This is a genomic window from Pseudomonas canadensis (assembly GCF_030980095.1).
GTDB lineage: Bacteria > Pseudomonadota > Gammaproteobacteria > Pseudomonadales > Pseudomonadaceae > Aquipseudomonas > Aquipseudomonas canadensis.
This window is the reverse complement of the sequence record NZ_CP133298.1, coordinates 239,490-262,537: the sequence shown is the minus strand read 5'-3', so window position 1 is coordinate 262,537 and position 23,048 is coordinate 239,490. Positions and strand designations below refer to the sequence as shown.

General features: G+C 60.9%; 20 protein-coding genes. 12 read left to right on the top strand and 8 right to left on the bottom strand.

Annotation, left to right across the window (positions count from 1 at the left end; genetic code table 11):
* Window positions 1-35 precede the first annotated feature (35 nt).
* Complete coding sequence (locus tag RB216_RS01185; RefSeq protein WP_240035908.1) at window positions 36-899, top strand: EamA family transporter; 864 nt, start codon at window positions 36-38, stop codon at window positions 897-899.
* Between the two features lie 57 nt (window positions 900-956).
* Here the strand turns inward: RB216_RS01185 and RB216_RS01180 are convergent, their stop codons facing one another.
* Both RB216_RS01180 and hslO read right to left on the bottom strand, forming a co-directional pair.
* Window positions 957-2,498: a phosphoenolpyruvate carboxykinase gene (locus RB216_RS01180; protein WP_016979047.1), complete on the bottom strand. Its 1,542-nt coding sequence runs from the start codon at window positions 2,496-2,498 to the stop codon at window positions 957-959.
* A 179-nt stretch (window positions 2,499-2,677) separates the two neighbouring features.
* Complete coding sequence (hslO, locus tag RB216_RS01175) at window positions 2,678-3,580, bottom strand: Hsp33 family molecular chaperone HslO (protein ID WP_236317624.1); 903 nt, start codon at window positions 3,578-3,580, stop codon at window positions 2,678-2,680.
* A 104-nt stretch (window positions 3,581-3,684) separates the two neighbouring features.
* Here hslO and RB216_RS01170 point away from each other — a divergent pair, with 104 nt between their 5' ends.
* On the top strand, window positions 3,685-4,488 hold the full coding sequence (locus tag RB216_RS01170) for a phosphatase PAP2 family protein (RefSeq protein ID WP_308908216.1): 804 nt from the start codon (window positions 3,685-3,687) through the stop codon (window positions 4,486-4,488).
* A 116-nt stretch (window positions 4,489-4,604) separates the two neighbouring features.
* Here the strand turns inward: RB216_RS01170 and RB216_RS01165 are convergent, their stop codons facing one another.
* Window positions 4,605-5,012, bottom strand: a complete 408-nt coding sequence (locus tag RB216_RS01165; protein ID WP_028615305.1) for an RNA-binding S4 domain-containing protein — start codon at window positions 5,010-5,012, stop codon at window positions 4,605-4,607.
* A gap of 116 nt (window positions 5,013-5,128) precedes the next feature.
* Between RB216_RS01165 and rimA the strand changes: the two genes are divergently transcribed.
* The 3 genes from rimA to rimK are packed head-to-tail and all read left to right on the top strand — an operon-like array spanning window position 5,129 to window position 7,306.
* Window positions 5,129-5,908, top strand: a complete 780-nt coding sequence (gene rimA / locus RB216_RS01160; protein WP_028615304.1) for a S6 modification regulatory phosphodiesterase RimA — start codon at window positions 5,129-5,131, stop codon at window positions 5,906-5,908.
* Window positions 5,909-5,921: 13 nt separating this feature from the next.
* The gene (rimB, locus tag RB216_RS01155) at window positions 5,922-6,404 is read left to right on the top strand and encodes a retropepsin-like aspartic endopeptidase RimB (RefSeq protein ID WP_016979043.1); all 483 of its coding nucleotides are present in this window, start codon (window positions 5,922-5,924) and stop codon (window positions 6,402-6,404) included.
* Window positions 6,401-7,306, top strand: a complete 906-nt coding sequence (rimK, locus tag RB216_RS01150) for a 30S ribosomal protein S6--L-glutamate ligase (protein WP_010214091.1) — start codon at window positions 6,401-6,403, stop codon at window positions 7,304-7,306. Before rimB ends, rimK begins: the two co-directional genes overlap by 4 nt.
* A 48-nt stretch (window positions 7,307-7,354) precedes the next feature.
* On the opposite strand, the gene RB216_RS01145 is transcribed toward rimK, so the two are convergent.
* Both RB216_RS01145 and ompR read right to left on the bottom strand, forming a co-directional pair.
* On the bottom strand, window positions 7,355-8,668 hold the full coding sequence (locus RB216_RS01145) for an ATP-binding protein (protein WP_308908215.1): 1,314 nt from the start codon (window positions 8,666-8,668) through the stop codon (window positions 7,355-7,357).
* Between the two features lie 117 nt (window positions 8,669-8,785).
* Window positions 8,786-9,526, bottom strand: coding sequence for an osmolarity response regulator transcription factor OmpR (gene ompR / locus RB216_RS01140; protein WP_016979041.1), 741 nt, complete (start codon window positions 9,524-9,526; stop codon window positions 8,786-8,788).
* Window positions 9,527-9,882: 356 nt separating this feature from the next.
* Between ompR and RB216_RS01135 the strand changes: the two genes are divergently transcribed.
* From RB216_RS01135 to tauD, 7 genes are all read left to right on the top strand, one after another.
* Entirely contained in the window at window positions 9,883-12,207 is a 2,325-nt protein-coding gene (locus RB216_RS01135; RefSeq protein WP_028615303.1) for a Tex family protein, read from the top strand.
* Window positions 12,207-12,590, top strand: coding sequence for a PaaI family thioesterase (locus tag RB216_RS01130; RefSeq protein ID WP_016979039.1), 384 nt, complete (start codon window positions 12,207-12,209; stop codon window positions 12,588-12,590). The genes RB216_RS01135 and RB216_RS01130 overlap by 1 nt, the downstream gene beginning before the upstream one ends.
* A gap of 214 nt (window positions 12,591-12,804) precedes the next feature.
* A complete protein-coding gene (gene gshA, locus RB216_RS01125) occupies window positions 12,805-14,388 on the top strand; it encodes a glutamate--cysteine ligase (protein ID WP_068937744.1) in 1,584 nt (527 codons plus the stop codon).
* Window positions 14,389-14,591: 203 nt separating this feature from the next.
* Window positions 14,592-15,569 (top strand): taurine ABC transporter substrate-binding protein, encoded by a 978-nt coding sequence (gene tauA, locus RB216_RS01120; RefSeq protein WP_308908214.1) that lies wholly within the window; start codon window positions 14,592-14,594, stop codon window positions 15,567-15,569.
* Between the two features lie 16 nt (window positions 15,570-15,585).
* Entirely contained in the window at window positions 15,586-16,365 is a 780-nt protein-coding gene (gene tauB / locus RB216_RS01115; protein WP_017254560.1) for a taurine ABC transporter ATP-binding subunit, read from the top strand.
* Window positions 16,362-17,198 carry a taurine ABC transporter permease TauC gene (tauC, locus tag RB216_RS01110; RefSeq protein WP_028615298.1) on the top strand — a complete coding sequence of 279 codons (837 nt, stop codon included), beginning with the start codon at window positions 16,362-16,364 and terminating at the stop codon, window positions 17,196-17,198. Before tauB ends, tauC begins: the two co-directional genes overlap by 4 nt.
* Window positions 17,199-17,209: 11 nt before the next feature.
* Window positions 17,210-18,046: a taurine dioxygenase gene (tauD, locus tag RB216_RS01105; protein ID WP_308908213.1), complete on the top strand. Its 837-nt coding sequence runs from the start codon at window positions 17,210-17,212 to the stop codon at window positions 18,044-18,046.
* 132 nt (window positions 18,047-18,178) lie between these two features.
* On the opposite strand, the gene mgrA is transcribed toward tauD, so the two are convergent.
* The 3 genes from mgrA to betT all read right to left on the bottom strand — a co-directional run bounded on the left by mgrA (window position 18,179) and on the right by betT (window position 22,907).
* On the bottom strand, window positions 18,179-19,216 hold the full coding sequence (gene mgrA, locus RB216_RS01100) for an L-glyceraldehyde 3-phosphate reductase (RefSeq protein ID WP_068937742.1): 1,038 nt from the start codon (window positions 19,214-19,216) through the stop codon (window positions 18,179-18,181).
* A 108-nt stretch (window positions 19,217-19,324) separates the two neighbouring features.
* The gene (locus RB216_RS01095; protein ID WP_028615295.1) at window positions 19,325-20,653 is read right to left on the bottom strand and encodes an OprD family outer membrane porin; all 1,329 of its coding nucleotides are present in this window, start codon (window positions 20,651-20,653) and stop codon (window positions 19,325-19,327) included.
* Window positions 20,654-20,945: 292 nt separating this feature from the next.
* Entirely contained in the window at window positions 20,946-22,907 is a 1,962-nt protein-coding gene (betT, locus tag RB216_RS01090) for a choline transporter BetT (RefSeq protein WP_162834914.1), read from the bottom strand.
* Window positions 22,908-23,048: the final 141 nt, after the last annotated feature.

Genomic DNA, 23,048 nt, shown 5'->3' with positions numbered 1-23,048 from the left:
CCTACAGGAAATTGAGCCTTCGAAAAGGACCTTACATGGACGTAATGATGGGCCTGCTGGCCGCCCTGCTCTGGGGTGGTACGGATTTTCTCGTGGGCCTCAACGCCCGAGCCGTGGGCGTTAAACGCGCGGTGTATTTCGGTCAGGCCTTGGGCTTTCTGATCATGACCCTGCTGTTGGTCATTCTCCCAAGCTTGCTGTTCAAATCCCTCGACGCCCCGCTGAGCGTCTGGCTCCTGGGCGTCGCCGCCGCCCTGCTCACCGTCTCCGGCGCCCTTGCGCTGTCCAAGGCCTTCGCCCTTGGCAAAGCCGCCATCGTCGCGCCGCTGGTGACGTCCTACGGCGTGGTGACCACACTGCTGTCCTGGGCCAGCGGCGAGCACATCAGCCTGACGCAACTGGGCTGCATCGCCGTGTGCGTGATCGGCGTGATCCTCTCCAGCATTCATAAGGACAATGGCGTCCCCCACAACAATCCACGCCTGTCCATCGCCTACGCCATGCTCGCCGCCTTGCTGTATGGCATCAGTTTCTGGCTGCAAGGCCGCTACACACTGCCGGCGCTGGGACCGATCACCATGCTCTGGCTCGGTTACCTGGTGGGGCTATGCGTATTGGTGGTGATGGTGCTGAAGATCAAGGACGGCCTGAAAATCCCACCGCTGAAAAACTGCGCGACGCTGACCGGTGCGAGCTTGATGAACCTGGGTGGGTTCTCGGCGTTTTCCTGGGGGGCGATGGCGGGGTCGGTGTCGGTGGTGACGGTGATCAGTACGTTGTCAGGTGGTATTGCGGCGATTTTGGGGTTTGTGTTTTTCAAGGAGCGGTTGTCGGTGGTGCAGGTATTGGGCGTCGTGCTGGTACTGGTCGGCGCAGTGGTTCTGCACATCGCCGACTAAGCGTTCGCGCACAAAAAAGCCGCCTGCAAGAGGCGGCTTTTTCACAACGCTCGAATCTTACAACTTAGGACCCGCAGCCTTGATCGCATCGCTCACTTCAAACTTCTTGAAGTTCTCGATGAACAGACCCGCCAGCGCCTTCGCCGCTTCGTCGTAGGCAGCCTTGTCAGCCCAGGTGTTACGTGGGTTCAACAGGCCGGTTTCAACGCCCGGTACGGCCAGTGGCACGTCGAGGTTGATCGTGTCGAGGTGTTCGGTTTCTGCACCGATCAACGCGCCGCTCTGGATCGCTGCGATCACGCCGCGAGTGGTCGGGATGTTGAAACGGTTGCCAACGCCGTAGCCGCCGCCGGTCCAGCCGGTGTTGACCAGGTAGACCTTGGAGCCGAAGCCGCGGATGCGCTTGATCAGCAGCTCAGCGTATTCGCCAGCCGGGCGCGGGAAGAACGGTGCGCCGAAGCAGGTGGAGAAGGTCGACTTGATGCCGCCGCCGGAACCCATTTCGGTCGAGCCCACCAGTGCGGTGTAACCGGACAGGAAGTGGTAGGCCGCTTGTTCTTCGCTGAGGATCGACACAGGCGGCAGTACGCCGGTCAGGTCGCAGGTCAGGAAGATCACCGCGTTTGGCTCGCCGCCCAGGTTCTTCTCGGAACGCTTGGCAACGTGCTCCAGCGGGTAGGCGGCGCGGCTGTTCTGGGTCAGGCTGACGTTGGTGTAGTCGGCGTGCTTGGCCTCGTCGATCACCACGTTTTCCAGCACGGCGCCGTGCTTGATGGCTTTCCAGATGACCGGCTCGTTCTTCTCGGACAGGTCGATGCACTTGGCATAGCAACCGCCTTCGATGTTGAACACCACGCCTTCGCCCCAGCCGTGTTCGTCGTCACCGATCAGGTAACGGCTTTCGTCGGCGGACAGGGTGGTTTTACCGGTGCCCGACAGACCAAAGAACAGGGTCACGTCGCCTGCTTCGCCGATGTTGGCAGCGCAGTGCATCGGCAGCACGTCGGAAGCCGGCAGCAGGAAGTTCTGCACCGAGAACATGGCTTTCTTCATCTCACCGGCGTAACGCATGCCGGCGATCAGCACTTTCTTCTGGGCGAAGTTGAGGATCACGCAACCGTCGGAGTTGGTGCCATCACGTTCTGGCACGCACTCGAAGTTGGCCACGTTGAGCACTTGCCATTCTTCACGACCGGCCGGGTTGTACTGGGCCGGGTTGATGAACAGGCAACGACCGAACAGGTTCTGCCAGGCAGTCTGGGTGGTCATTTTCACGGCCAGGTAGTGGTCTTCAGCCGCCCCTACGTGAACGTGGGAAACGAAATGCTCTTGCGCGTTGTTGAATGCCTCGACGCGAGCCCACAGGGCATCGAACTTGTCGGCAGGGAACTTGCGGTTGATCGGGCCCCAGGCGATGGAAGCCTGGGTGGAAGGCTCTTCAACGATGAAACGGTCGACCGGCGAACGGCCAGTACGGTGACCGGTTTCGACGACCAGCGCGCCAGTATCGGCGAGCACGCCTTCACCACGCTGCAGGGCTTCTTTAACCAGATCGTCAACACTCAGATCGGTGTATACGGCGTTGTTGGCTTGCGTCATGAGGTTCCCCGTCGGCCTATGGCCGAGTGCTCCAAACGTTTTGTAGTAGAAAGTTGCGCACTACTACCGCGAAAAAAGTGGGCCGGATTATGCCAGAAAAGCCCAAAAAGAGTAGGGCCCTCCCGTCAGAACTGCGCTAATCCGGCGTTTGTCAGGTGATTTACCTGTGCTTAAACGTTTTAGTGGCGGGTGTCGGAAGGGGTGTCGATGCCTGCGCCGGCGAACAATTGGGCGACATCAGCCGCGTCGAACAGGTAGCGTTCGTTGCAGAACTGGCAGTCGATCTCGATATGGCCGCCGTGCTCCACCACCAGGTTTTGCGCATCTTCCAGGCCTAGGCTGACCAAGGCATTGGCCGAACGCTCGCGCGAGCAGCTGCAATTGAAGTGCAGGCCTTGTGCGTCAAACAGTCGCACGGCTTCTTCGTGGTACAGGCGATGCAGGATGGTTTCGTTGTCCAGGCCCAGTTGCTCTTCAGCGGTGAGGGTGCCGGCCAGCGCCGTCAGCTTGCGCCAGCTGTCAGTGCGCTCGTCTTCGTCCTTGATGCGATCTGGTGGCAATTGCTGCAACAGCATCCCGCGGGCGCGTTTGCCGTCGGCGTTGAGCCAGAACTTGGTGCCGACCTGCTGGGACATCACGAAATAGTTGGTGAAGCAGTCCGACAGGGTTTCGCCTTCCAGATCGACGATACCTTGGTAGCGCTGGCCCTCAGTCGGATCGACGGTGATCGCCAGCACGCCGTTGGCCATCAGGTTGGACAACGTGGCGTCCGGGGCAATCTGGTCGGCTTCGTAACGGGCCAAACCACGGATTTCGCGCTCGCTGGAGCATTCGATCATCAGCATCGGCACCGGCCCTTCGGAGCGTGCCTGCAGGATCAACAACCCGTCGAATTTCATGGTGCCCACCAGGAGCGCCGCCGCCGCCATCAGCTCCCCGAGCAGTTGCGCGACCGGCTCCGGATAGGGGTGCTTGGCAAGGACTTCGGCATAGCTGCGCTCCAACGAGACCAGCTCGCCGCGGGCGTCGCTCTCGTCAAAGATGAAGCGTTGGGTGAAGTCGGTATCCGGTAGATCAGTCATAGGTCTGGGTATCTGAATTGATGACAAATTGATTACAAAGTTTATAGAATTAAACGCTTTAGCACCGTTTTGGTGCGGTTTTCTAGAGCCGTGAGGGACAGTTTATGAACAATCCGGGTTTGTTCCAAGCCAAGTGGAACCTCGGGCGATGGGCCTTCTGCAATCTACTGGCTATCGGGCTGCTGTGTTTCTGGCTGTGGCCCACGGGCCAGATGCTGTGTGTGCTTTTCGACGAGTGGCTGTTTCATCTGCTCAATGACCCGCTGGCCAGCAACTCGACCTGGCTGCACGTGTGGGCGGTAGCCAGTCTGCGGCCGTTCGATGCGGTGGTCGGGGTCATCCTGCTGGCACTGTTGATTCGCGGCGACTGGGTGTTCAAGGCCGTGCAGGTGCGCCAGGCACTGTTCGGTTTTGTCGGCGTTCTGCTGCTGTTGCTGTTTATCCGCATGCTGTTTTCCAAATTCGCGGCGCACATGGGCTGGCAACACAGCAGCCCATCGATGGTGATCAGCGGAGCGATCCAGATGAGCGACTACTTCCCGGGGCTGGAAAAGACCTGGGAATTGAAGGATCGCTCGAGCCAGAGTTTTCCAGGGGATCACGCATCGGTGCTGTTGATCTGGGGGATGTTCATGACGGTGTTCGCCAAGCGCATCGGCCAGTTGCTCGTGATCTGGGGCCTGGCGCTGCTGTTCATGATGCCGCGCCTGGTGGCCGGTGCCCATTGGGGCCAGGACGATTACATCGGCGGGGTATTGCTGGCGCTGTTGGCGCTGGGGTGGGGGTATTACACGCCGTTTGCGGCGAAGGTTTCGAGTGGATTGTTGCGGGTGACGGCGCCGGTGTTCGGGCTGGCTGCACGCCTACCAATCGTCGGGCGAATGAGCGTCGTTAGAACTGCGCAATAATTTGTGGTGAGCGAGCTTGCTCGCGCTGGGCTGCGGAGCGGCCTCAAAAAAACGGGAGCGCTACGCACTCCAGCGCGGGGCAAGCCCGCTCACCACAAAGGCCCATTCGACTCAGGCTAGTCGTCATTGCCGCTGCCGCGAAACTTGAACAGATCGCGGCGCTGTTTCTTGCTCGGCTTGCCATCGGTGGTCATACCGGTGGCGCCCGCCTTGCGCATGGCGGCCGCGTTTTCACGCTTGGCGATGCTGGCTTCGGTCTCGGTGTACAACGCCTGTGCTTCAGGCGCACCACGGCGCACGATGGAAAGCGCCTGAACCACGACCGTCTTTTCATCAAATCCAACACGAATCTGCAACTCATCGCCGACACGTGGCTCTTTGCCTGGCTTGCAGCGCTCGCCACGATGATGCACCTTGCCGCTCTCGATAGCGGCCTTCGCCAGGGCACGGGTTTTATAGAAACGCGCCGCCCATAGCCACTTGTCCAGACGGACCTTTTCTTCCTCTTCCTGCTTTTGAGCCACTTGAATTCCTCGCTCTGAAAAATGTCGCAACTTTACCGTTGAAACCCTTCGACGCATAAACCCCAAGGCTCACCTAAGATACGCCAGGTAGCACCCTGTTTTCGCGAGGATATGCTGTGACCGAATTCCCCCTTTCACTCACCTCGCCCAACCAGCGCTGCGTGGGTTGCCAGCAAAGCGAGCCCCTCGGGTTCGATTTTGCATTCGCTTACCAGCCTATCGTAGACCTGCGGGATCATTCGATCTTTGCCCACGAGGCCCTGGTGCGTGGCCCCCACGGCGAAGGGGCTCTGTCGGTGCTCGACCAGGTCAACGAAAGCAACCGCTACCGCTTCGACCAACGCTGTCGAACCCAGGCAATTGCCGGGGCAGCGGCCCTTGGCATGCAAACCCACCTTTCGATCAACTTCATGCCCAACGCCGTGTACCGTCCGGAATTGTGCATCCGTAGCACCCTGGAGGCGGCTCGCGCGCATAATTTTCCGTTGAACCAGCTGATTTTCGAGACCCTCGAAAGCGAGCACGTAGATAACTATCGCCATTTGACGAATATTCTGCGTGAATACCGCGAATTCGGCTTCAAGACCGCCATCGACGATTTCGGCGCGGGCTATTCGGGGCTGAACCTGCTGGCCGATTTCCAACCTGACTTGATCAAACTCGACATGGCGCTGATTCGCGATGTCGATCAGGATCGTGTTCGTCAGGTCATCGTTCAGGGGATTGTCACAATCTGTGAGCAGTTGGGGGTTACTGTCATCGCCGAAGGCATCGAAAGTGCCGGCGAGCGTGACTTCCTGTCCGACTGCGGAATTTTTCTGATGCAGGGCTATTGGTTCGCCAAGCCTGCATTCAAGGCCCTGGCCGAGGTTTCCCCTCAGGCCTGGGCGAATTGATCGGTTACCCATATTGAAGACATTTGACCATTTGACCGTTGTGGGTCTGCGTGAGTGGGTGGCACTTCCCGACTTGGGAGTGGCAGGCCTGCGCGCAAAGATCGACACCGGTGCCAGCACCTCAAGCCTGCACGCTACCGATATAGAGCCATTTGAGCGCGACGGTGAGAAGTGGGTGCGTTTTACCGCGCACCTGGGCAGCGTTGTGCAACTGCGTCACCGCCGCTGCGAAGCGCCCCTGGTGACGATGAAAACCATCAAGAGCTCCAACGGGCATGCGCAGGTGCGCTATGTCATCAGCACTACCCTGGCGCTGGGTGATCGGGTATGGCGGGTGGAGTTCACCCTGGCCTGCCGCAAAGCCATGCGTTACCGGCTGTTGCTGGGCTCCAAAGCCTTGATTGACGGCCAACTGGTGGTCAACCCCGGCATCAAGTACGTTCAAGACAAGCCGGTGTTCCCGGTCTCTACTCTTTCTGTCCCAGGTGCTGCATGAAGATTGCTGTGCTGTCGCGAAACCCGCGTCTGTATTCCACCCGCCGCCTGGTTGAGGCCGGCACCGAACGTGGCCACGAAATGGTGGTGATCGACACGTTGCGGGCCTATATGAACATTGCCAGCCACAAGCCGCAGATCCACTACCGGGGCAAGCCGCTGGAGGGGTTTGATGCGGTGATCCCACGCATCGGCGCTTCGGTGACGTTCTATGGCTGCGCAGTGTTGCGCCAGTTTGAAATGATGGGGGTGTTCCCCCTCAATGAGTCGGTCGCCATTGCCCGTTCACGGGACAAGTTGCGCTCGCTGCAGTTGCTGTCGCGCCGGGGTATCGGCCTGCCAGTGACGGGCTTTGCCCACTCTCCCGACGACATCCCCGACCTGATCGACATGGTCAACGGCGCACCGCTGGTGATCAAGGTGCTGGAAGGCACCCAAGGTATCGGCGTGGTGCTGTGTGAAACCGCGACAGCGGCGGAGTCCGTGATCGAGGCATTCATGGGCCTCAAGCAGAACATCATGGTGCAGGAATACATCAAGGAAGCCGGCGGTGCGGACATCCGCTGCTTCGTGGTGGGCGACAAGGTGATTGCAGCGATGAAGCGCCAGGCGAAGCCGGGGGAGTTCCGCTCCAACCTGCACCGTGGCGGCAGCGCCAGCCTGATCAAGATCACCCCGGAAGAACGCATGACCGCGCTGCGGGCCGCCAAGGTGATGGGGTTGAGTGTGGCGGGTGTGGATATCCTGCGCTCCAATCACGGGCCGCTGGTGATGGAGGTGAATTCGTCACCGGGCCTGGAAGGCATTGAAACCACCACGGGCAAGGACGTGGCGGGGATCATCATTCAGCATCTGGAGAAGAATGGTGGGCCGAATATGACCAGGACCAAAGGCAAGGGCTGACCCCAGCGTAATACCTGTAGGAGCCGGCTTGCCGGCTCCTACACAAGGTCAGACCGCGTCGCGGGGCAACATCAGCCCAAGCGGCAAACGCACGCGCGCCTCCAGGCCACCTTCTTCGCGGTTGCGTAGCTCAACATTGCCGCCATGCATCGAGGCTATACGCCGCACAATCGCCAACCCCAGGCCTGTCCCCTTGCCACCTCGGGCACGGTCGCCACGGGTAAAGGGGTTGAAGATGCCTTCCAACTCATCCGGGTCGATGCCCACGCCACGGTCCATCACGCTCAGCACCACATACGGCGCAGCGCTGTCGCCAGACACATACGCCGCCACTTCCACATCGGAACCGGCGTGGTGCAGGGCGTTGCCGATCAGGTTGTTCAACAGGCGTTTCATCGATACCCGACGCAACGCAAACGGCTGGATCGGCTCCAGGCGCATGCGCACCTGTTCACCGTTCTGGTTATAGGGCGCCACCACCTCTCGCACCAGGTCGGTCAGGTCGACTTCTTCCACCACTTCATCGCGGCCATCGCGGATAAACGCCAGGAACTGGTCGAGAATCGCGTCCATGTCCTCAATGTCGCGGACCATGTCGTCGGTGAGGTCGGTATGGTTGCCCATCAACTCCAGCGACAAACGCAGTCGCGTCAACGGGGTACGCAAGTCGTGGGACACCCCCGCCAGCATCAGCTCGCGCTCGCGGCCGGCCTGTTCGACGTCCTCCGCCATCTGGTTGAACGCGCCGTACACCTCGGTCATCTCACTGGGCGTGTCGCTGACCGGCAGGCGAACGCTGCGCCCCTGGCCCAATTGACGGGCGGCAAACACAAGGCGTTTTAAAGGCTGATTAAGCTGGCGCACGAAAATCCACGCCGACGCCGTTGAAAGCAAACCGATCGCCAGGAACCAGCCCAACACGTTCCAGATCTTCTGCCCCCGCAGCGGATGCGGGTACAGCGGCACTTTCAGCCAATCCTCGCCCAGGCTTGGCGCACGCACCCACAACGCAGGCGACACGTGCATGCGCAGCCGCACCTCAGTGTCTTCACCGAGTTCGGCCTGCATCTGGCGCTGGTAGATCTCACTGTAGGGCCAATGCTGCTCGCCCTCCGGCACTCCCGCGCCGGCGACACGCACCAGGGTCGCGGCCTTGGCGATTTTCTCGCGGTTCTCAGGGTCCGCCGCCCAATAGGCGCGCAGCGTCAGGGCGACACCGTGGCTGTACTGTCGATCCACCAGCACGTCCTCGTTCATCAACAGATAAACCAGCGTGAGTGCCTTGGAAAACAGAACGACGATCAGCACCAGCCAAAGGGTGCGGGAGAAGAAACTTTGGGGGAACCACAGCGGGGTTTTCATAGAAGACTGCTAGATACCTTGCAGAAACGAGCGGCGCTCGCAGAATTGCAGACGCCGGACACCCCGCCGACTCTTATGGAGTCAAACGCCAGGATGCCCGCCCCTGCAAATCACCGATCAACTGGTTTTATTGCCGTCCGGCACAAACACATAACCCACGCCCCACACCGTCTGGATATACCGCGGCTTGGACGGGTCCGGCTCGATCATCCGGCGCAGACGGGAGATCTGCACGTCGATGGAGCGCTCCAGCGCATCCCATTCCCGGCCACGGGCCAGGTTCATCAGCTTGTCGCGGGTCAGCGGCTGGCGAGCGTTCATCACCAGAGCCTTGAGCACGGCGAATTCACCGGTAGTGAGCATGTGCACTTCATCGCCACGCTTGAGCTCACGGGTCGCCAGCGACAGTTCGTAGTCGCCAAAGGTGACACTCTCGTCTTCGCTACCTGGGGCACCTGGAACCGGCGGTGCCTGGCGACGCAGTACGGCTTTGACCCGAGCCATCAGTTCGTCAGGGTTGAACGGCTTGGCCAGGTAGTCATCGGCGCCCAGTTCAAGGCCCTTGATGCGGCTCAGCTCATCGCCCTTGGCGGTGAGCATGATGATTGGAATCTGGTTGTTTGCGCCGCGCAGGCGTTTGCAGGCGGTCAGGCCGTCTTCGCCGGGCAGCATCAGGTCGAGTACGACCAGGTTGAACACCTCACGCCCCAACAGGCGGTCCATCTGTTCGGTGTTCGGCACCGCGCGGGCCCGGTAGCCCTTGGAGTTGAAAAAACGCTCCAGCAGGCTACTCAGCCCCGGATCGTCATCAACGATGAGAATTTTTTCGCCTTCAGCAGTTTGTGCAGTGCTGCTCATTAGATGCTCCTCTTATCTCGGCGCGCATTATGGCCTAGCTGCCGTTATACGCACCGTGTGCATTGTTAGCAGATTTTTCCTCTACTGCCAGCGAACCCGCGCCGTACAACCGTTGGCGCAATCCCCCCCTAGGGCAGAACGCTGGTTATAATGCGGCGCCGTCGTGCAGGGCAACGTCCGATCGTTACCGTTTGATGCCGAGGCTTTTTTTACCCGCTTGTGTGATTTTTTCGATTTCGAGGGTCAATAGGCTGCCTCTTGACCCAGGCAGCGGCGCCAGTCGGGCCGCTCAACCAGCCTCCCAGGGCCTTGTTTTCCGGGCCTGCGAGCTGCTTTTCAGAATTTCAGGTGGTTTTATGGACAGCATCAACAGCCGCATCGCCGAGGAACTCGGTGTACGCCCACAACAGGTCGAAGCGGCCGTCGCTCTACTGGATGAAGGCTCCACAGTGCCTTTCATCGCCCGTTACCGTAAAGAAGTGACCGGCAGCCTCGACGACACCCAGTTGCGTCACCTGGAAGAGCGTCTGCGCTACCTGCGAGAACTCGACGAACGGCGCATCAGCATCCTCGCCAGCATCGAGGAACAGGGCAAGCTGACCCCACAGCTTGAGCGCGACATCAAGCTCGCCGACACCAAGACCCGCCTCGAAGACCTCTACCTGCCGTACAAGCAGAAGCGCCGCACCAAGGGCCAGATCGCCCTGGAAGCCGGCCTGGGCGAGCTGGCCGACGGCCTCTTCAACGACCCGTCGCTGACTCCGGACACCGAAGCCGCCCGGTTCATCAATGCCGAAAAAGGCGTTGCCGACGTCAAGGCCGCCCTCGAAGGCGCCAAGTACATCCTCATGGAGCGCTTCGCCGAAGACGCCAGCCTGCTGGAAAAACTGCGTACTTACCTGAAGCAGGAAGCCATTCTCAGTGCCCGCGTCATCGCCGGCAAAGAGGAGGAAGGCGCCAAGTTCCGCGATTACTTCGAACACGACGAACCGCTGAAAAGCATGCCGTCCCACCGTGCGCTCGCCATTTTCCGTGGTCGCAACGAAGGCATTCTCAGCTCTGCGCTGAAGGTCGGCGACGAGTTGCCGGGCACCATGCACCCCTGTGAAGGCATGATCGGTCAACAATTCGGCATCCAGAATCAGAACCGTCCTGCGGACAAGTGGCTGGGTGAGGTGGTGCGCTGGACCTGGAAGGTCAAGCTCTACACCCACCTGGAAACCGACCTGCTCGGCGAGTTGCGCGACGGCGCCGAGACCGAGGCGATCAACGTGTTCGCCCACAACCTGCACGACCTGCTGCTGGCCGCCCCGGCCGGCCCGCGCGCCACCCTGGGCCTTGACCCGGGCCTGCGCACTGGCTGCAAGGTCGCCGTGGTCGACTCCACCGGCAAGCTGTTGGACCACGCCACGGTGTATCCGCATGTGCCGCACAACAAATGGGACCAGACCCTCGCGATCCTGGCCGCCCTGTGCGCCAAGCACGCGGTGGACCTGATCGCCATCGGCAACGGCACCGCCAGCCGTGAAACCGACAAGCTGGCCGCCGAGCTGATCAAAAAGTATCCCGCCATGAAGATGACCAAGGTCATGGTCTCCGAGGCCGGCGCTTCGGTGTACTCGGCGTCGGAACTGGCTTCCAAGGAATTCCCGGACCTCGACGTGTCGATCCGTGGTGCGGTGTCCATCGCCCGTCGCCTGCAGGATCCACTGGCCGAACTGGTGAAGATCGACCCTAAATCCATCGGCGTCGGCCAGTACCAGCACGATGTGTCGCAGCTGAAACTGGCGCGCGGCCTGGACGCGGTGGTTGAAGACTGCGTAAACGCCGTGGGCGTGGACGTGAATACCGCCTCTGTTGCATTGCTGGCACGTATTTCCGGCCTCAACGCCACCCTGGCGCAGAATATCGTGACCCACCGTGACGAAAACGGCGCGTTCAAAACCCGTGCAGCGCTGAAAAAGGTCGCACGCCTGGGCGAGAAAACCTTCGAACAAGCCGCCGGTTTCCTACGCGTAATGAACGGCGACAACCCGCTGGATTCCTCCGCAGTCCACCCGGAAGCCTACCCGCTGGTGCAACGCATCGCCGCCGAGACCGACCGCGACATCCGCTCGCTGATCGGCGACGCCGCGTTCCTCAAGCGCCTGGATCCAAAGAAGTACACCGACGAAACCTTCGGCGTGCCGACCATCACCGACATTCTGCAAGAGTTGGAAAAACCGGGCCGCGACCCGCGTCCCGAGTTCAAGACTGCCGAGTTCCAGGACGGCGTCGAAGACCTCAAGGATCTGGAGCTGGGCATGATCCTCGAAGGCGTGGTCACCAACGTGACCAACTTCGGCGCCTTTGTGGACATCGGCGTGCATCAGGACGGTTTGGTGCATATCTCCGCGCTTTCGGAGAAATTCATCAAGGACCCGCGCGAAGCGGTGAAAGCCGGTGACGTGGTCAAGGTCAAGGTCATGGAAGTCGACATCCCGCGCAAACGCGTTGGCCTGTCGATGCGCATGAGCGACACCCCCGGCGAGAAAATCGACGGTGCCCGTGGCGCGCGTCCGGGCTCGGCGCCGCGCCAGTCGCAGAACAACGCACCGCGCAAGGAAACCGCCACCGCAGCGCCAAGCAACAACGCCATGGCCTCGCTGTTCGCCAACGCCAAACAGTTGAAGAAACGCTGATGGAAATCCCGGCCGGATTGACCCAGAGCGCGTTCAGCGAACTGATCGGCTGCCGTCTGCAACGCCTTGAAGAGGGCGTTGCCGAGGTGGCCCTGACCCTGGAGCCGCAACTGCGCAACCGCGCGGGCAAGCTCCATGGCGGGGCGATTTTCAGCCTGGTGGACATTACGATGGGGCTGGCGTGTTCCAGCTCCCATGGTTTCGACCAGCAGAGCGCGACCATCGAGTGCAAGATCAACTATATCCGCGCCGTGTCTGATGGTGACGTGCTGTGCACCAGCCGGGTGATTCATGCCGGTCGCCGCACGTTGGTGGTCGAGGCAGACGTGTATCAAGACGAAAGACTTGTCGCAAAAGCGCAGGGCACCTTCGCTGTCCTATAGCTCCCCACCCCCGATTTGAGTTAATTTCGGCGCTGCAATCACGGCGTCGGAATTTTCTCGCTGCGCTGTAGCCAAATTCATGGAGTGAAGTCGGCATTTTCAGAGCGGGTTAAATCGACTCTAAACCAGGCGATCACGCCAGTTTTAACTTCACCCTTGTAGACCGTCCTGCCCACCCCCATATTGGGGCGACTGACGCGTGAAGGAATCCAACTTGAGCGAACTTCTCAACCGCCGCCTGGCCCTGCTCGGCAAGCGCGAACACCTCTCCCTGCTAGAGCAGTGCTTGCACGGCATCGAGCGCGAATGCCTGCGTGTCACCGGTGAGGGTCGACTGGCGCAAACGCCGCACCCTGAAGCCCTGGGCGCCGCGTTGACCCACGAACAGATCACCACCGACTACTCGGAATCGCTGCTGGAGTTCATCACTCCCGCCCTGCCCGACCCGGCCGATACCCTGAGCAGCCTGGACAAGATCCATCGCTTTGCCTACACCAAGCTGGGCAGCGAATACCTGTGGAGCCCCTCGATGCCGTGCCCGTTGCCGGCCGAGGAAGATATTCCGATTGCCTACTACGGCACCTCCAATATCGGACAGCTCAAGTACGTGTATCGCAAGGGTCTGGCCCTGCGTTACGGCAAGACCATGCAGTGCATCGCTGGTATCCACTACAACTTCTCGTTACCGGAAGCGCTGTGGCCGTTGCTCAAAGAGACGGAAGGGTTTGTCGGCACCGACCGCGATTACCAGTCCACCGCCTATATCGCGCTGATCCGTAACTTCCGTCGCTACAGCTGGCTGCTGATGTACCTGTTCGGCGCATCCCCTGCCCTGGACGCCGGTTTCCTGCGCGGTCGTTCGCACCAACTGGAAGTGCTCGACGCCGACACGCTGTACCTGCCTTACGCCACCAGCCTGCGCATGAGCGACCTGGGTTATCAGAGCAATGCCCAGGCCGGCCTCACACCGTGCTACAACGACCTGGCCAGCTACACCGACAGCCTGCGCGAAGCGGTGGCAACGCCCTACGCGCCGTACGTCGAAATCGGCACGCATCAGGACGGTGAGTGGGTGCAACTCAACACCAACATCCTGCAGATCGAAAACGAGTACTACTCCAACATCCGCCCCAAGCGTGTGACTTACACCGGCGAACGGCCGATCCAGGCGCTGATGGCCCGCGGCATCCAGTACATCGAAGTGCGCTGCCTGGACATCAACCCGTTCCTGCCGATGGGTATCGACCTGCCGGAGTCGCGTTTCCTCGACGCCTTCCTGCTGTACTGCGCGTTGAACGACAGCCCGCTGTTCGCCGACAACGAGTGCGGTAACGCCACCTCCAACTTCCTCAGCGTGGTCAAGGAAGGTCGTCGTCCCGGCCTGCAATTGCAGCGTCAGGGCCAGCCTGTGGACATGAAGGAATGGGCTGCCGAACTGCTGGAGCAGATTGCGCCACTGGCCGCCTTGCTGGATGAGAGCCACGGCATCACCGAGCACAGCCAGGCGCTGGATGCTCAGCTGGCGAAGGTCAAGGATTCGTCCCTGACCCCGTCAGCCCAGGTGTTGGCGACGATGGCCGAGCGTAAGGAAAGTTTTGCGCAGTTCTCCCTGCACCAGAGCCAGTTGCACGCCGAGCATTTCCGTAAGGAGCCGTTGCCGGCTGAAGAGCAGGCGCGCTTTGAGGAGCTGGCACGGACCTCGCTGGCGCAGCAAGCTGAGTTGGAGCAGAACGAAGTGGGCGATTTCGATGTGTTTGTCGGATCGTACCAGGCCAGCATCCTCGCCATCAGTAACTGACTCACCCCCTTGATCGTTCCCACGCTTTGAATGGGAACGATCAACGAGCTGACACACCGGGCTCCTACAAGGGTTTTGTCGTATTAGCCGCGACCACATTTCCTCTCATAAGCTAATTCGAAAATGTTATTTATTTTCGGATTCTTAGATCATTTAGTCTCCTCACACGCCGACCCTCGGCCGCCTGATTGAGGAGCTTCCCCTTGAAACTGCTTACCCCTCTGCGCCTCTTGGCCGCATTGTCCCTGGCCGGTGCCAGCCTGTTTGCCCAGGCGGCGGATGTGACCATCGCTTACCAGACCACCGTGGACCCGGCCAAAGTCGCCCAGGCCGACGGCGCCTATGAAAAAGCCACCAACGCCAAGATCACCTGGCGCAAATTCGACAATGGCGCGGACATCATCGCCGCCATCGCGTCCGGCGATGTGCAGATCGGCTACCTCGGTTCGAGCCCGCTGACCGCTGCGATCACTCGCAAAGTGCCGGTGGAAACCTTCCTCGTCGCCACCCAGATCGGCGGTGCCGAAGCGCTGGTGGCGCGCAACGGCGCGGGGATTAATGGCCCGCAGGACCTGATCGGCAAAAAAATCGCCGTGCCATTCGTGTCCACCGGCCACTACAGCCTGTTGGCCGCGTTGAAACACTGGAACATCGACCCGTCCAAAGTGACCATCCTCAACCTCGCACCACCCGCCATCATCGCCGCCTGGAAGCGCGGTGATATCGACGCCACCTACGTATGGGACCCCGCCCTGGGTGTGGCCAAGGAAAACGGCAAGGTGCTAATCACCTCCGGCGAACTGGCCAAGTTCGGCGCGCCAACCTTCGATGCCTGGATCGTGCGTAAGGATTTTGCCGAGAAGCACCCGGAAATCGTCACGGCGTTCGCCAAAGTGACGCTGGATGCCTACGCCGCCTACCGCAAAGACCCACAAGCCTGGCTCGCTGACAAAGGCAACGTCGACAAGCTGGTGAAACTCTCCGGCGCCAAGGCCAGCGACATCCCCCTGCTGCTGCAAGGCAACGTCTACCCGCTGGCCGCTGACCAAGTGACCCTGCTGGGCGCGCCAACCACCAAGGCCGTGACCGATACCGCCGCGTTCCTCAAGGAGCAAGGCAAGGTCGACGCCGTGCTGCCGGACTACGCCCCTTACGTCAGCGCCAAGTTCATTACTAACTGATCAGGAGTTCATTGCGATGGCCTTGCTACAACTGGAGCGCATCAGCGCACAGTACCCAGGCGCCACAGAACCGGTACTGTCAGACATTTCAATCGACCTGGGGCCCCAGCAATTGCTGGTGGCCCTCGGCCCGTCCGGCAGTGGCAAGACTTCGCTGTTGAACCTGATTGCCGGCTTTGTCGAACCCTCTGCCGGGCGCATTACCCTCGACGGCGTGCCGGTCAAAGGCCCGAGCGCCGAGCGCGGCGTGGTGTTCCAGGACGACGCCCTGCTGCCCTGGCAGGATGTGCTGGCCAACGTGGGCTTCGGCCTGGAGCTGGCCGGTGTGCCCAAGGCGCAACGCGAAGTGCGCGCTCGGGAGATGCTCGCGCTGGTGGACCTGGCCGGTTTCGACAGCCGCCGTATCTGGCAACTTTCCGGTGGGCAGAAGCAACGCGTAGGCCTGGCCCGCGCGTTGGCGGCCGACCCTCGCGTGTTGCTGATGGATGAACCCTTCGGCGCCCTCGATGCCTTCACCCGCGAACAGATGCAGGAGCTGCTGCTACAAGTCTGGCGGCGCACGGCCAAGCCGGTGTTCCTGATTACCCACGACATCGAAGAAGCGGTCTTCCTCGCCACTGACCTGATCCTGCTCGCGCCCAACCCTGGCCAGATCGTCGAACGCCTGAGCCTGGACTTTGGCCAACGCTACGCCGCCGGTGAGTCGGCGCGGGCGATCAAGTCCGACCCGCGATTTATCGAAACCCGCGAACACGTGCTGGGCAAAGTGTTCTCCCAACGGCAGGTGTCCGCATGAGCAGCTACGAACTTCCCGCCACCGCCACCAAGCCGGTGGCGCACGCAGTTGTCCCGGTGCGACGCAGCTTGAGCACCCGCTGGATCAGCCTGCTGACCCTGGTCGCCTTGCTGGTCATTTGGTGGGCCGTGACCGCCACCGGCTTGATCGAGCCGCTGTTCCTGCCACCGCCGTCCGCCGTGCTGCAAAAAGGCTGGCTGCTGGCGACCACGGGGTACATGGACTCGACCCTGTGGCAGCACCTGGGCGCGAGCCTCAGCCGTATCGGCCTGGGCCTGGGTTTTGCGGTGCTGACCGCCGTGCCGGTGGGGATTGCCATCGGCTCCAACCGGATTGCGCGGGGCATTCTCGACCCGCTGATCGAGTTCTACCGCCCGATTCCTCCCCTGGCTTACTTGCCGCTGATCGTGATCTGGTGCGGCATTGGCGAGCTGTCCAAGGTGCTGCTGATTTACCTGGCGATCTTCGCGCCGATTGCCATCGCCACCGCGACCGGCGTGCGCACAGTCGACCCGGCCAAGCTGCGCGCGGCGCAGTCGTTGGGCGCTACCCGCGCACAGCTGATTCGCCATGTGATCCTGCCGAGTGCCCTGCCCGACATCCTCACCGGCGTGCGCATCGGCCTGGGCGTGGGCTGGTCGACATTGGTCGCCGCCGAGCTGATCGCGGCCACCAGCGGCCTGGGGTTCATGGTGCAGTCGGCGGCGCAGTTCCTGGTCACTGACGTGGTGGTGCTGGGCATCCTCGTCATCGCCCTGATCGCCTTTGCCATGGAAATGGGCCTGCGTGCCCTGCAGCGTAAATGGGTGCCCTGGCATGGCCAGGCACATTGAGTGAGAACCGTATGAGCAGCCTGACCGTTACCCCCATCAGCACCGCATTGGGCGCCCTGATCAGTGGCGTCGATATCACCCAGCCGTTGAACATTGAAGAACGCGATGCCATTGAACAGGCGTTGCTCAAACACTCGGTGCTGTTCTTCCGTGATCAACCGATCAACCCGCAACAGCAGGCACGGTTCGCGGCGAATTTTGGTGACCTGCATATCCACCCGATCTACCCCAACGTGCCGGAGCAGCCCGAAGTGCTGATCCTCGACACCGCCGTCACCGACGTGCGCGACAACGCCGTGTGGCACACCGACGTGACCTTCCTGCCGACGCCGGCGTTGGGCGCCGTACTCAGCGCCAAGCTGCTGCCACCGTTTGGCGGCGATACGCTGTGGGCCAGTGGGATTGCGGCGTATGAAGCGTTGTCCGAGCCGTTGAAGCGCTTGCTCGATGGGCTGACAGCGACCCATGACTTCACTAAGTCCTTCCCGCTGGAGCGCTTTGGCAACACCGCTGAAGACCTGGCGCGTTGGGAAGAGACTCGCAGGAAGAACCCGCCGCTGTCGCATCCGGTGGTGCGCACGCACCCGGTGAGTGGGCGCAAGTCGCTGTTTGTCAGTGATGGGTTCACCACCAAGATCAATGAACTTGAGCCGGCGGAGAGTGAAGCGATTCTGAAGCTCTTGTTCGCCCACGCGACACGCCCGGAATTTACCATTCGCTGGCGTTGGCAGGAAAACGATGTGGCGTTCTGGGATAACCGCGTGACCCAGCACTACGCGGTGGACGACTACCGGCCGCAGCGGCGGGTGATGCATCGCGCAACGATTCTGGGGGATGTGCCGTTCTAGCTCTCAAACACACTGAAAATCACTGTGGGAGCTGGCTTGCCTGCGATGGCGGTGAGTCAGCGACAGATTCATTGACTGACACACCGCTATCGCGGGCAAGCCCGGCTCCCACAGTGACCGGGTTACGCCAGGTTATTCAGCCGTGGATGGCTTTTCCCACAGGTTGATTCCGCCTTCCTGGGCAAACCGATCAATCTCTGCCAATTCCTCAGCGCTGAAGTTCAAGTTCTTCAACGCACCGACGTTTTCGATGATCTGCTCCGGCCGGCTCGCACCGATCAGCGCGCTGGTCACCCGTGGATCACGCAGGGTCCAGGCCAACGCCAATTGCGCCAGGCTCTGGCCACGACGCTGGGCGATTTCATTGAGCGCGCGCACGTGGGCGATGTTGGCTTCGGACAGGTGCTTGGCCTGCAACGAACCACCCCCCGGACGATTCACCCGCGCATCCGCCGGCACGCCGTTGAGGTACTTGTCGGTCAGCAGCCCTTGAGCCAGCGGTGTGAAGGCAATCACCCCGGCACCGAGTTCCTCGGTGGTGTCCAGCAGGTCTTTTTCCACCCAGCGGTTGAGCAGGTTGTAGGCCGGCTGGTGAATCAACAGCGGCACTTTCCACTCTTTGAGCAGCGCGGCGATTTCGCGGGTTTTTACCCCCGAGTAGGACGAGATGCCTATGTACAACGCCTTGCCTTGTTGCACGGCAGTGGCGAGGGCGCTGGCGGTTTCTTCCAGCGGGGTGTCGGCGTCAAAACGGTGGGAGTAGAAGATGTCCACGTAGTCGACGCCCAGGCGTTGCAGGCTCTGGTCCAGGCTGGCCAGCACGTACTTGCGCGAGCCGCCGCCCTGGCCATAAGGACCGGGCCACATGTCCCAACCCGCCTTGCTGGAGATGATCAGTTCGTCGCGATAGTGCTTGAAGTCTTCGCGCAGTAAACGGCCGAAGTTGATCTCGGCGCTGCCGTAGGGCGGGCCGTAGTTGTTGGCCAGGTCGAAGTGGTTGATGCCCAGGTCGAACGCGGTGCGCAGCAGGGCGCGCTGGGTGTCGATCGGGGTGCTGTCGCCAAAGTTGTGCCACAGGCCCAGGGACAGTGCAGGCAGCACTAATCCACTGCGGCCTACACGGCGGTACGGAATAGATTCATAGCGGTTTTCGGCAGCAATGTAAGTCATCGAATCCTCTCTTGGACGTCGGCAAATAAGGCCTGGGAATAAGGTTATTCCCAGGCCTTTTAACCAGCTGAATCGCTTAAGTCTGCCGTTCCGTTCTACAGCAATTGCCTACCAGAGTGGAACGACATAACTCACATAGAAGCGGTTTTCATCTTGCACGGTGGCACCGCTGATGTCGGGGCTGGCGTGGGCGTTTTTCCAGGTCACACCCAGGCCTTTGAGGGTACCGGTGGGCACTTGATAAGCCACGGCGACGTTACGTTCCCATTCGCTGGTGGTGCCTTGCGGCGTGCGGATGTCATCGCCGTGGGCATAGGCGGCTGAGAACGTCAGGCCCGTGAGGCCAAGCTTACCGAAGTCATACTTGTACTGCGCAAGCCACGTGCGCTCACCGGCGTGTTGAAATTTATTCAACTGCATGTTGGTCAGCGCCGGAGTGTCGGCGCCTGAGCCTGGGCCCTGGCGGTTGTCGCCGCTGTTCAGGCCGGAATCAAGGTAGGGGAAGTCGCTGTCGCCGCTGTTCTTCTGGATACCCAGGCCGACGGTATGACCGTCGAGGCTGTAGCTCTCAAGCAAGCTGGCGGTGGTCTGGTTGATACGGCCCTTGCCCGTGCCATCACCGTAGAGGCCAGCCGCTGCGAAGTCTTTGTCACCGTCGGCGTTGCCGCCCACACCGAGGCTGCGGAACACGCGCACGTCGGTGTCGATGGCGCCCACGGACAACGCGTCGTGGCGTTTGGCGCCGAGGAAGAACTGCTGATAGTAATCCTCAAGGTTGGAATACCACAGGCTGACCGTGGTGTTCTGGATGCCGGTGTAATCCGCACCGCCAAACACGAAGCGATCACTCTCTTTGGTGCCGCCGGCGGTGATCATGCCCTGATCGCCGGTTTCGTTGCGGATCTTGGTCTTGAAGATGTCGCCGCCGGTGAAGGTGAAGTCGCTGAGGTCCTTGGACACCAGTTGCACACCGGTATTGGTCTGCTGGTACAGACGCCCGTCGGTGTTGGCGAGTATCGGGTTGTTGCCGTAGAGCGTGCCGACGCGCAGCTCATCCTTGGCAAAACGCACCTTGAACGTCGGGCTCAACACACCGAACTGGTCGGCGGATTTGCCGTTGTCCAGCGGGAACATGCTGCCGGGGTAGCGGCCCTGGTGATCCTTGTCGTTGAGGTCGCCACCGGAGTCCAGTTTCAACCCGTAGAACGCCTGCAGGTCCAGGCCAAAACCCACTGGGCCTTCGGTGTAGCCGGACTTGAAGTTGAACTCGAACCCCTGGCCCCAATCACGAATGCTGTGGGCCTTGGCATTGCTGTTCACCACATCCCGCCCCTGCTGGTTGAGGTAGCGGTTGAGCAGGGTCACATCGGCGTGGCTGTCATCGATAAAATCGGCGTGGGCGGACAGCATAAAGCTCGCCATGGCGGCACCCACCATGGGGCTTATCAACGTCTTCATTGTTACCGGTCTCCGTCACTGTTCTGAAATGAAAGCGTCAAACGCTTCACACAATTACGCAGTGGCCAGATGACAGTTGCGCGTCAAACAGCGGCGCGGACGGATGAAATTAAATTTAAGAAACCCTTCTACTACGCGGATTAGCGGGCATTTTCTAAGATTTCGGCGAGCCAGTCGACGAACACTCGCACCCTGGGGACAGGTGTCGGTTGTGCGGATAAAGCACCGACACCAGCTCCTGATGTCGGAGCTGGTGATCAGGGCCTGAACCTCAACGCACCAGATGCAGGAACTGCAGGTGGCGCTCGTACTGGTCGAGGATGTCGTTGATGATCTGTTCCTTGGTGTAGCCCACCAGGTCGTAGTCCTGGCTGCCCTCGGCCAAGTGCACTTCAGCCCGGTAGTAGCGACGGTTGTTGAGCTCCTTGGAGCCCATCCCGCCACGGGCAAATGACGGCGTGAAGTAGCCGCGCATCTGCACCTGGTAGATGAAGGGACGCTCCTCGCCATGGCCGATTTCCAGGCTGACGCTGTCGTTGGCGGGGTCAGGTTGCGTCACGACATTCAAACCCTTTTCGACAAACACCGCCGTCACTTCTTCGATCGCCGGGCGCACCGTCGAGTCGAGGAAACGGTACACCTCGTCTCGCGACGGGAAGTGCACGGCCTGGCTCAAACGCTGGCGCCAGCCGCCACGTCCTTTGCGAGCCGTCGAAATCGGCGCCAATGAGTGCAGCTGGGCGATCTGCTTTTGCGACTCCAGATAGAACGCCTTGTGCAGCCCCCACATCATCAGCAGCAGGATCATCGAGAACGGCAACGAGGTCAGCACCACCGCCGATTTGAGCGAGTCGATGCTGCCGGCAAACAGCAAGGCACTGGTGACCAGCGCGGTCATCGCACCCCAGAACACCCGCAGCCATTTCGGCCCGTCTTCATCAGCGTTGCCGCCTTTGGACGAGAGAGTGGACAGCACCACGGTGCCCGAGTCAGCGGAGGTTACGAAGAACACGAAGCTGATGAACACCGTGACCGCAATGACGGTTTTGCTCCATGGGTAGGTTTCCAGCAGCAGGTAGAGGCTCATCGACGGGTTATCGATGGCCGACTGACCGAGCGCGGCCATACCGTGGTTGAGCACCTGGTCGATGGCACTGTTGCCGAAGATCGACATCCACGCCAGGGTGAAACCCAGCGGGATCAGCAGCACGCCGAACACGAACTCACGGATGGTGCGGCCACGGGAAATACGCGCGATAAACAGGCCCACGAACGGCGACCATGCGATCCACCAGGCCCAGTAGAACACCGTCCAACCGCCGAGCCAGTCGCTGGGTTTGTCGTAGGCGTATACGTCAAAACTCTTGGTCGGCAAGGCGCCCAGGTAGTCACCAATGTTCTGGATCAGGGTATTGAGCAAGTGCTGGGTGGGCCCGGCGAACAACACGAACAGCAGCAGCGCACAGGCCAGCAGCATGTTGATGTCGGACATCACGCGCACGCCTTTATCGACACCGGCCACGGCGACGATGATCGCGGCGCCCATCATCAGCGTGATCAAACCCACCTGGATCCACTGGGTATGGGCAATGCCGAACAGATAGTCGAGACCGGAGTTGAGGTGCAACACGCCGAAGCCCATGTCGGCGCCCAGGCCGAACACCGTGGCAATGATGCCGAAGCCATCCACCGCGTAACCGATAGGGCCGTTGATGCGCTTGCCGATCAGTGGGTACAGCGCCGAACGCAGTGCCAGCGGCAGGTTATGCCGGTAGGCGAAGTACGCCAGGGCCATGCCGACAAACGCGAACACACCCCAACCGTGCAAGCCCCAGTGCAGAAACAGGATCTGCATGGCCTGGCGCGCGGCGTCGGCGTTCATCGGCGCGCCCTGAGGCGGCTGCACCAGGTGCGTCAGCGGCTCGGAGACGCAGAAGAAAAACAGCGTGATGCTAATCCCGGCGGCGAACAGCATGCCGGCCCAGGACAGGTAACTGAATTCGGGCTCGTCGTGGTCGGCACCGAGTTTTATCTTGCCGTAGCCCGATAACGCGGTGACCACCACGAAGACCAGATACAGGGTCATCGCCAGCATGTAGTACCAGCCGACCGTATTGGCCGCCCAGTTTTGCGCGGCCAGCAGCCAGGCACCAGCCTGTTGCGGGATAGCGATGACAGTGATGCCGAACAGCAGGATAAACGTCGCGGCGAAGTAGAAGACCGGCGCATTCATGCGCACCAGGCCGCTGGATGGGGTGGACGATGCACTCATGAGCGATGCACCCCGAGGGTATGAGATGTGGCTGTCAATAACGGACTCAGCAAAGGTAAGCCTCCTGTTGTGAGCGGGCAGCGAACCACCGGGTTTAACTTG

What these genes read in the sequence shown, in the direction of transcription:
- RB216_RS01180 (WP_016979047.1), bottom strand. Translation starts at nt 2,498, where the DNA reads ATGACGCAAGCCAACAACGCCGTATACACCGATCTGAGTGTTGACGAT.
- RB216_RS01145 (WP_308908215.1), bottom strand. Translation starts at nt 8,668, where the DNA reads ATGAAAACCCCGCTGTGGTTCCCCCAAAGTTTCTTCTCCCGCACCCTT.
- tauC (WP_028615298.1), top strand. Translation starts at nt 16,362, where the DNA reads ATGAGCAGCTACGAACTTCCCGCCACCGCCACCAAGCCGGTGGCGCAC.
- RB216_RS01185 (WP_240035908.1), top strand. Translation starts at nt 36, where the DNA reads ATGGACGTAATGATGGGCCTGCTGGCCGCCCTGCTCTGGGGTGGTACG.
- ompR (WP_016979041.1), bottom strand. Translation starts at nt 9,526, where the DNA reads ATGAGCAGCACTGCACAAACTGCTGAAGGCGAAAAAATTCTCATCGTT.
- betT (WP_162834914.1), bottom strand. Translation starts at nt 22,907, where the DNA reads ATGAATGCGCCGGTCTTCTACTTCGCCGCGACGTTTATCCTGCTGTTC.
- RB216_RS01170 (WP_308908216.1), top strand. Translation starts at nt 3,685, where the DNA reads ATGAACAATCCGGGTTTGTTCCAAGCCAAGTGGAACCTCGGGCGATGG.
- RB216_RS01095 (WP_028615295.1), bottom strand. Translation starts at nt 20,653, where the DNA reads ATGGTGGGTGCCGCCATGGCGAGCTTTATGCTGTCCGCCCACGCCGAT.
- RB216_RS01130 (WP_016979039.1), top strand. Translation starts at nt 12,207, where the DNA reads ATGGAAATCCCGGCCGGATTGACCCAGAGCGCGTTCAGCGAACTGATC.
- mgrA (WP_068937742.1), bottom strand. Translation starts at nt 19,216, where the DNA reads ATGACTTACATTGCTGCCGAAAACCGCTATGAATCTATTCCGTACCGC.
- hslO (WP_236317624.1), bottom strand. Translation starts at nt 3,580, where the DNA reads ATGACTGATCTACCGGATACCGACTTCACCCAACGCTTCATCTTTGAC.
- tauB (WP_017254560.1), top strand. Translation starts at nt 15,586, where the DNA reads ATGGCCTTGCTACAACTGGAGCGCATCAGCGCACAGTACCCAGGCGCC.
- tauD (WP_308908213.1), top strand. Translation starts at nt 17,210, where the DNA reads ATGAGCAGCCTGACCGTTACCCCCATCAGCACCGCATTGGGCGCCCTG.
- RB216_RS01135 (WP_028615303.1), top strand. Translation starts at nt 9,883, where the DNA reads ATGGACAGCATCAACAGCCGCATCGCCGAGGAACTCGGTGTACGCCCA.
- rimK (WP_010214091.1), top strand. Translation starts at nt 6,401, where the DNA reads ATGAAGATTGCTGTGCTGTCGCGAAACCCGCGTCTGTATTCCACCCGC.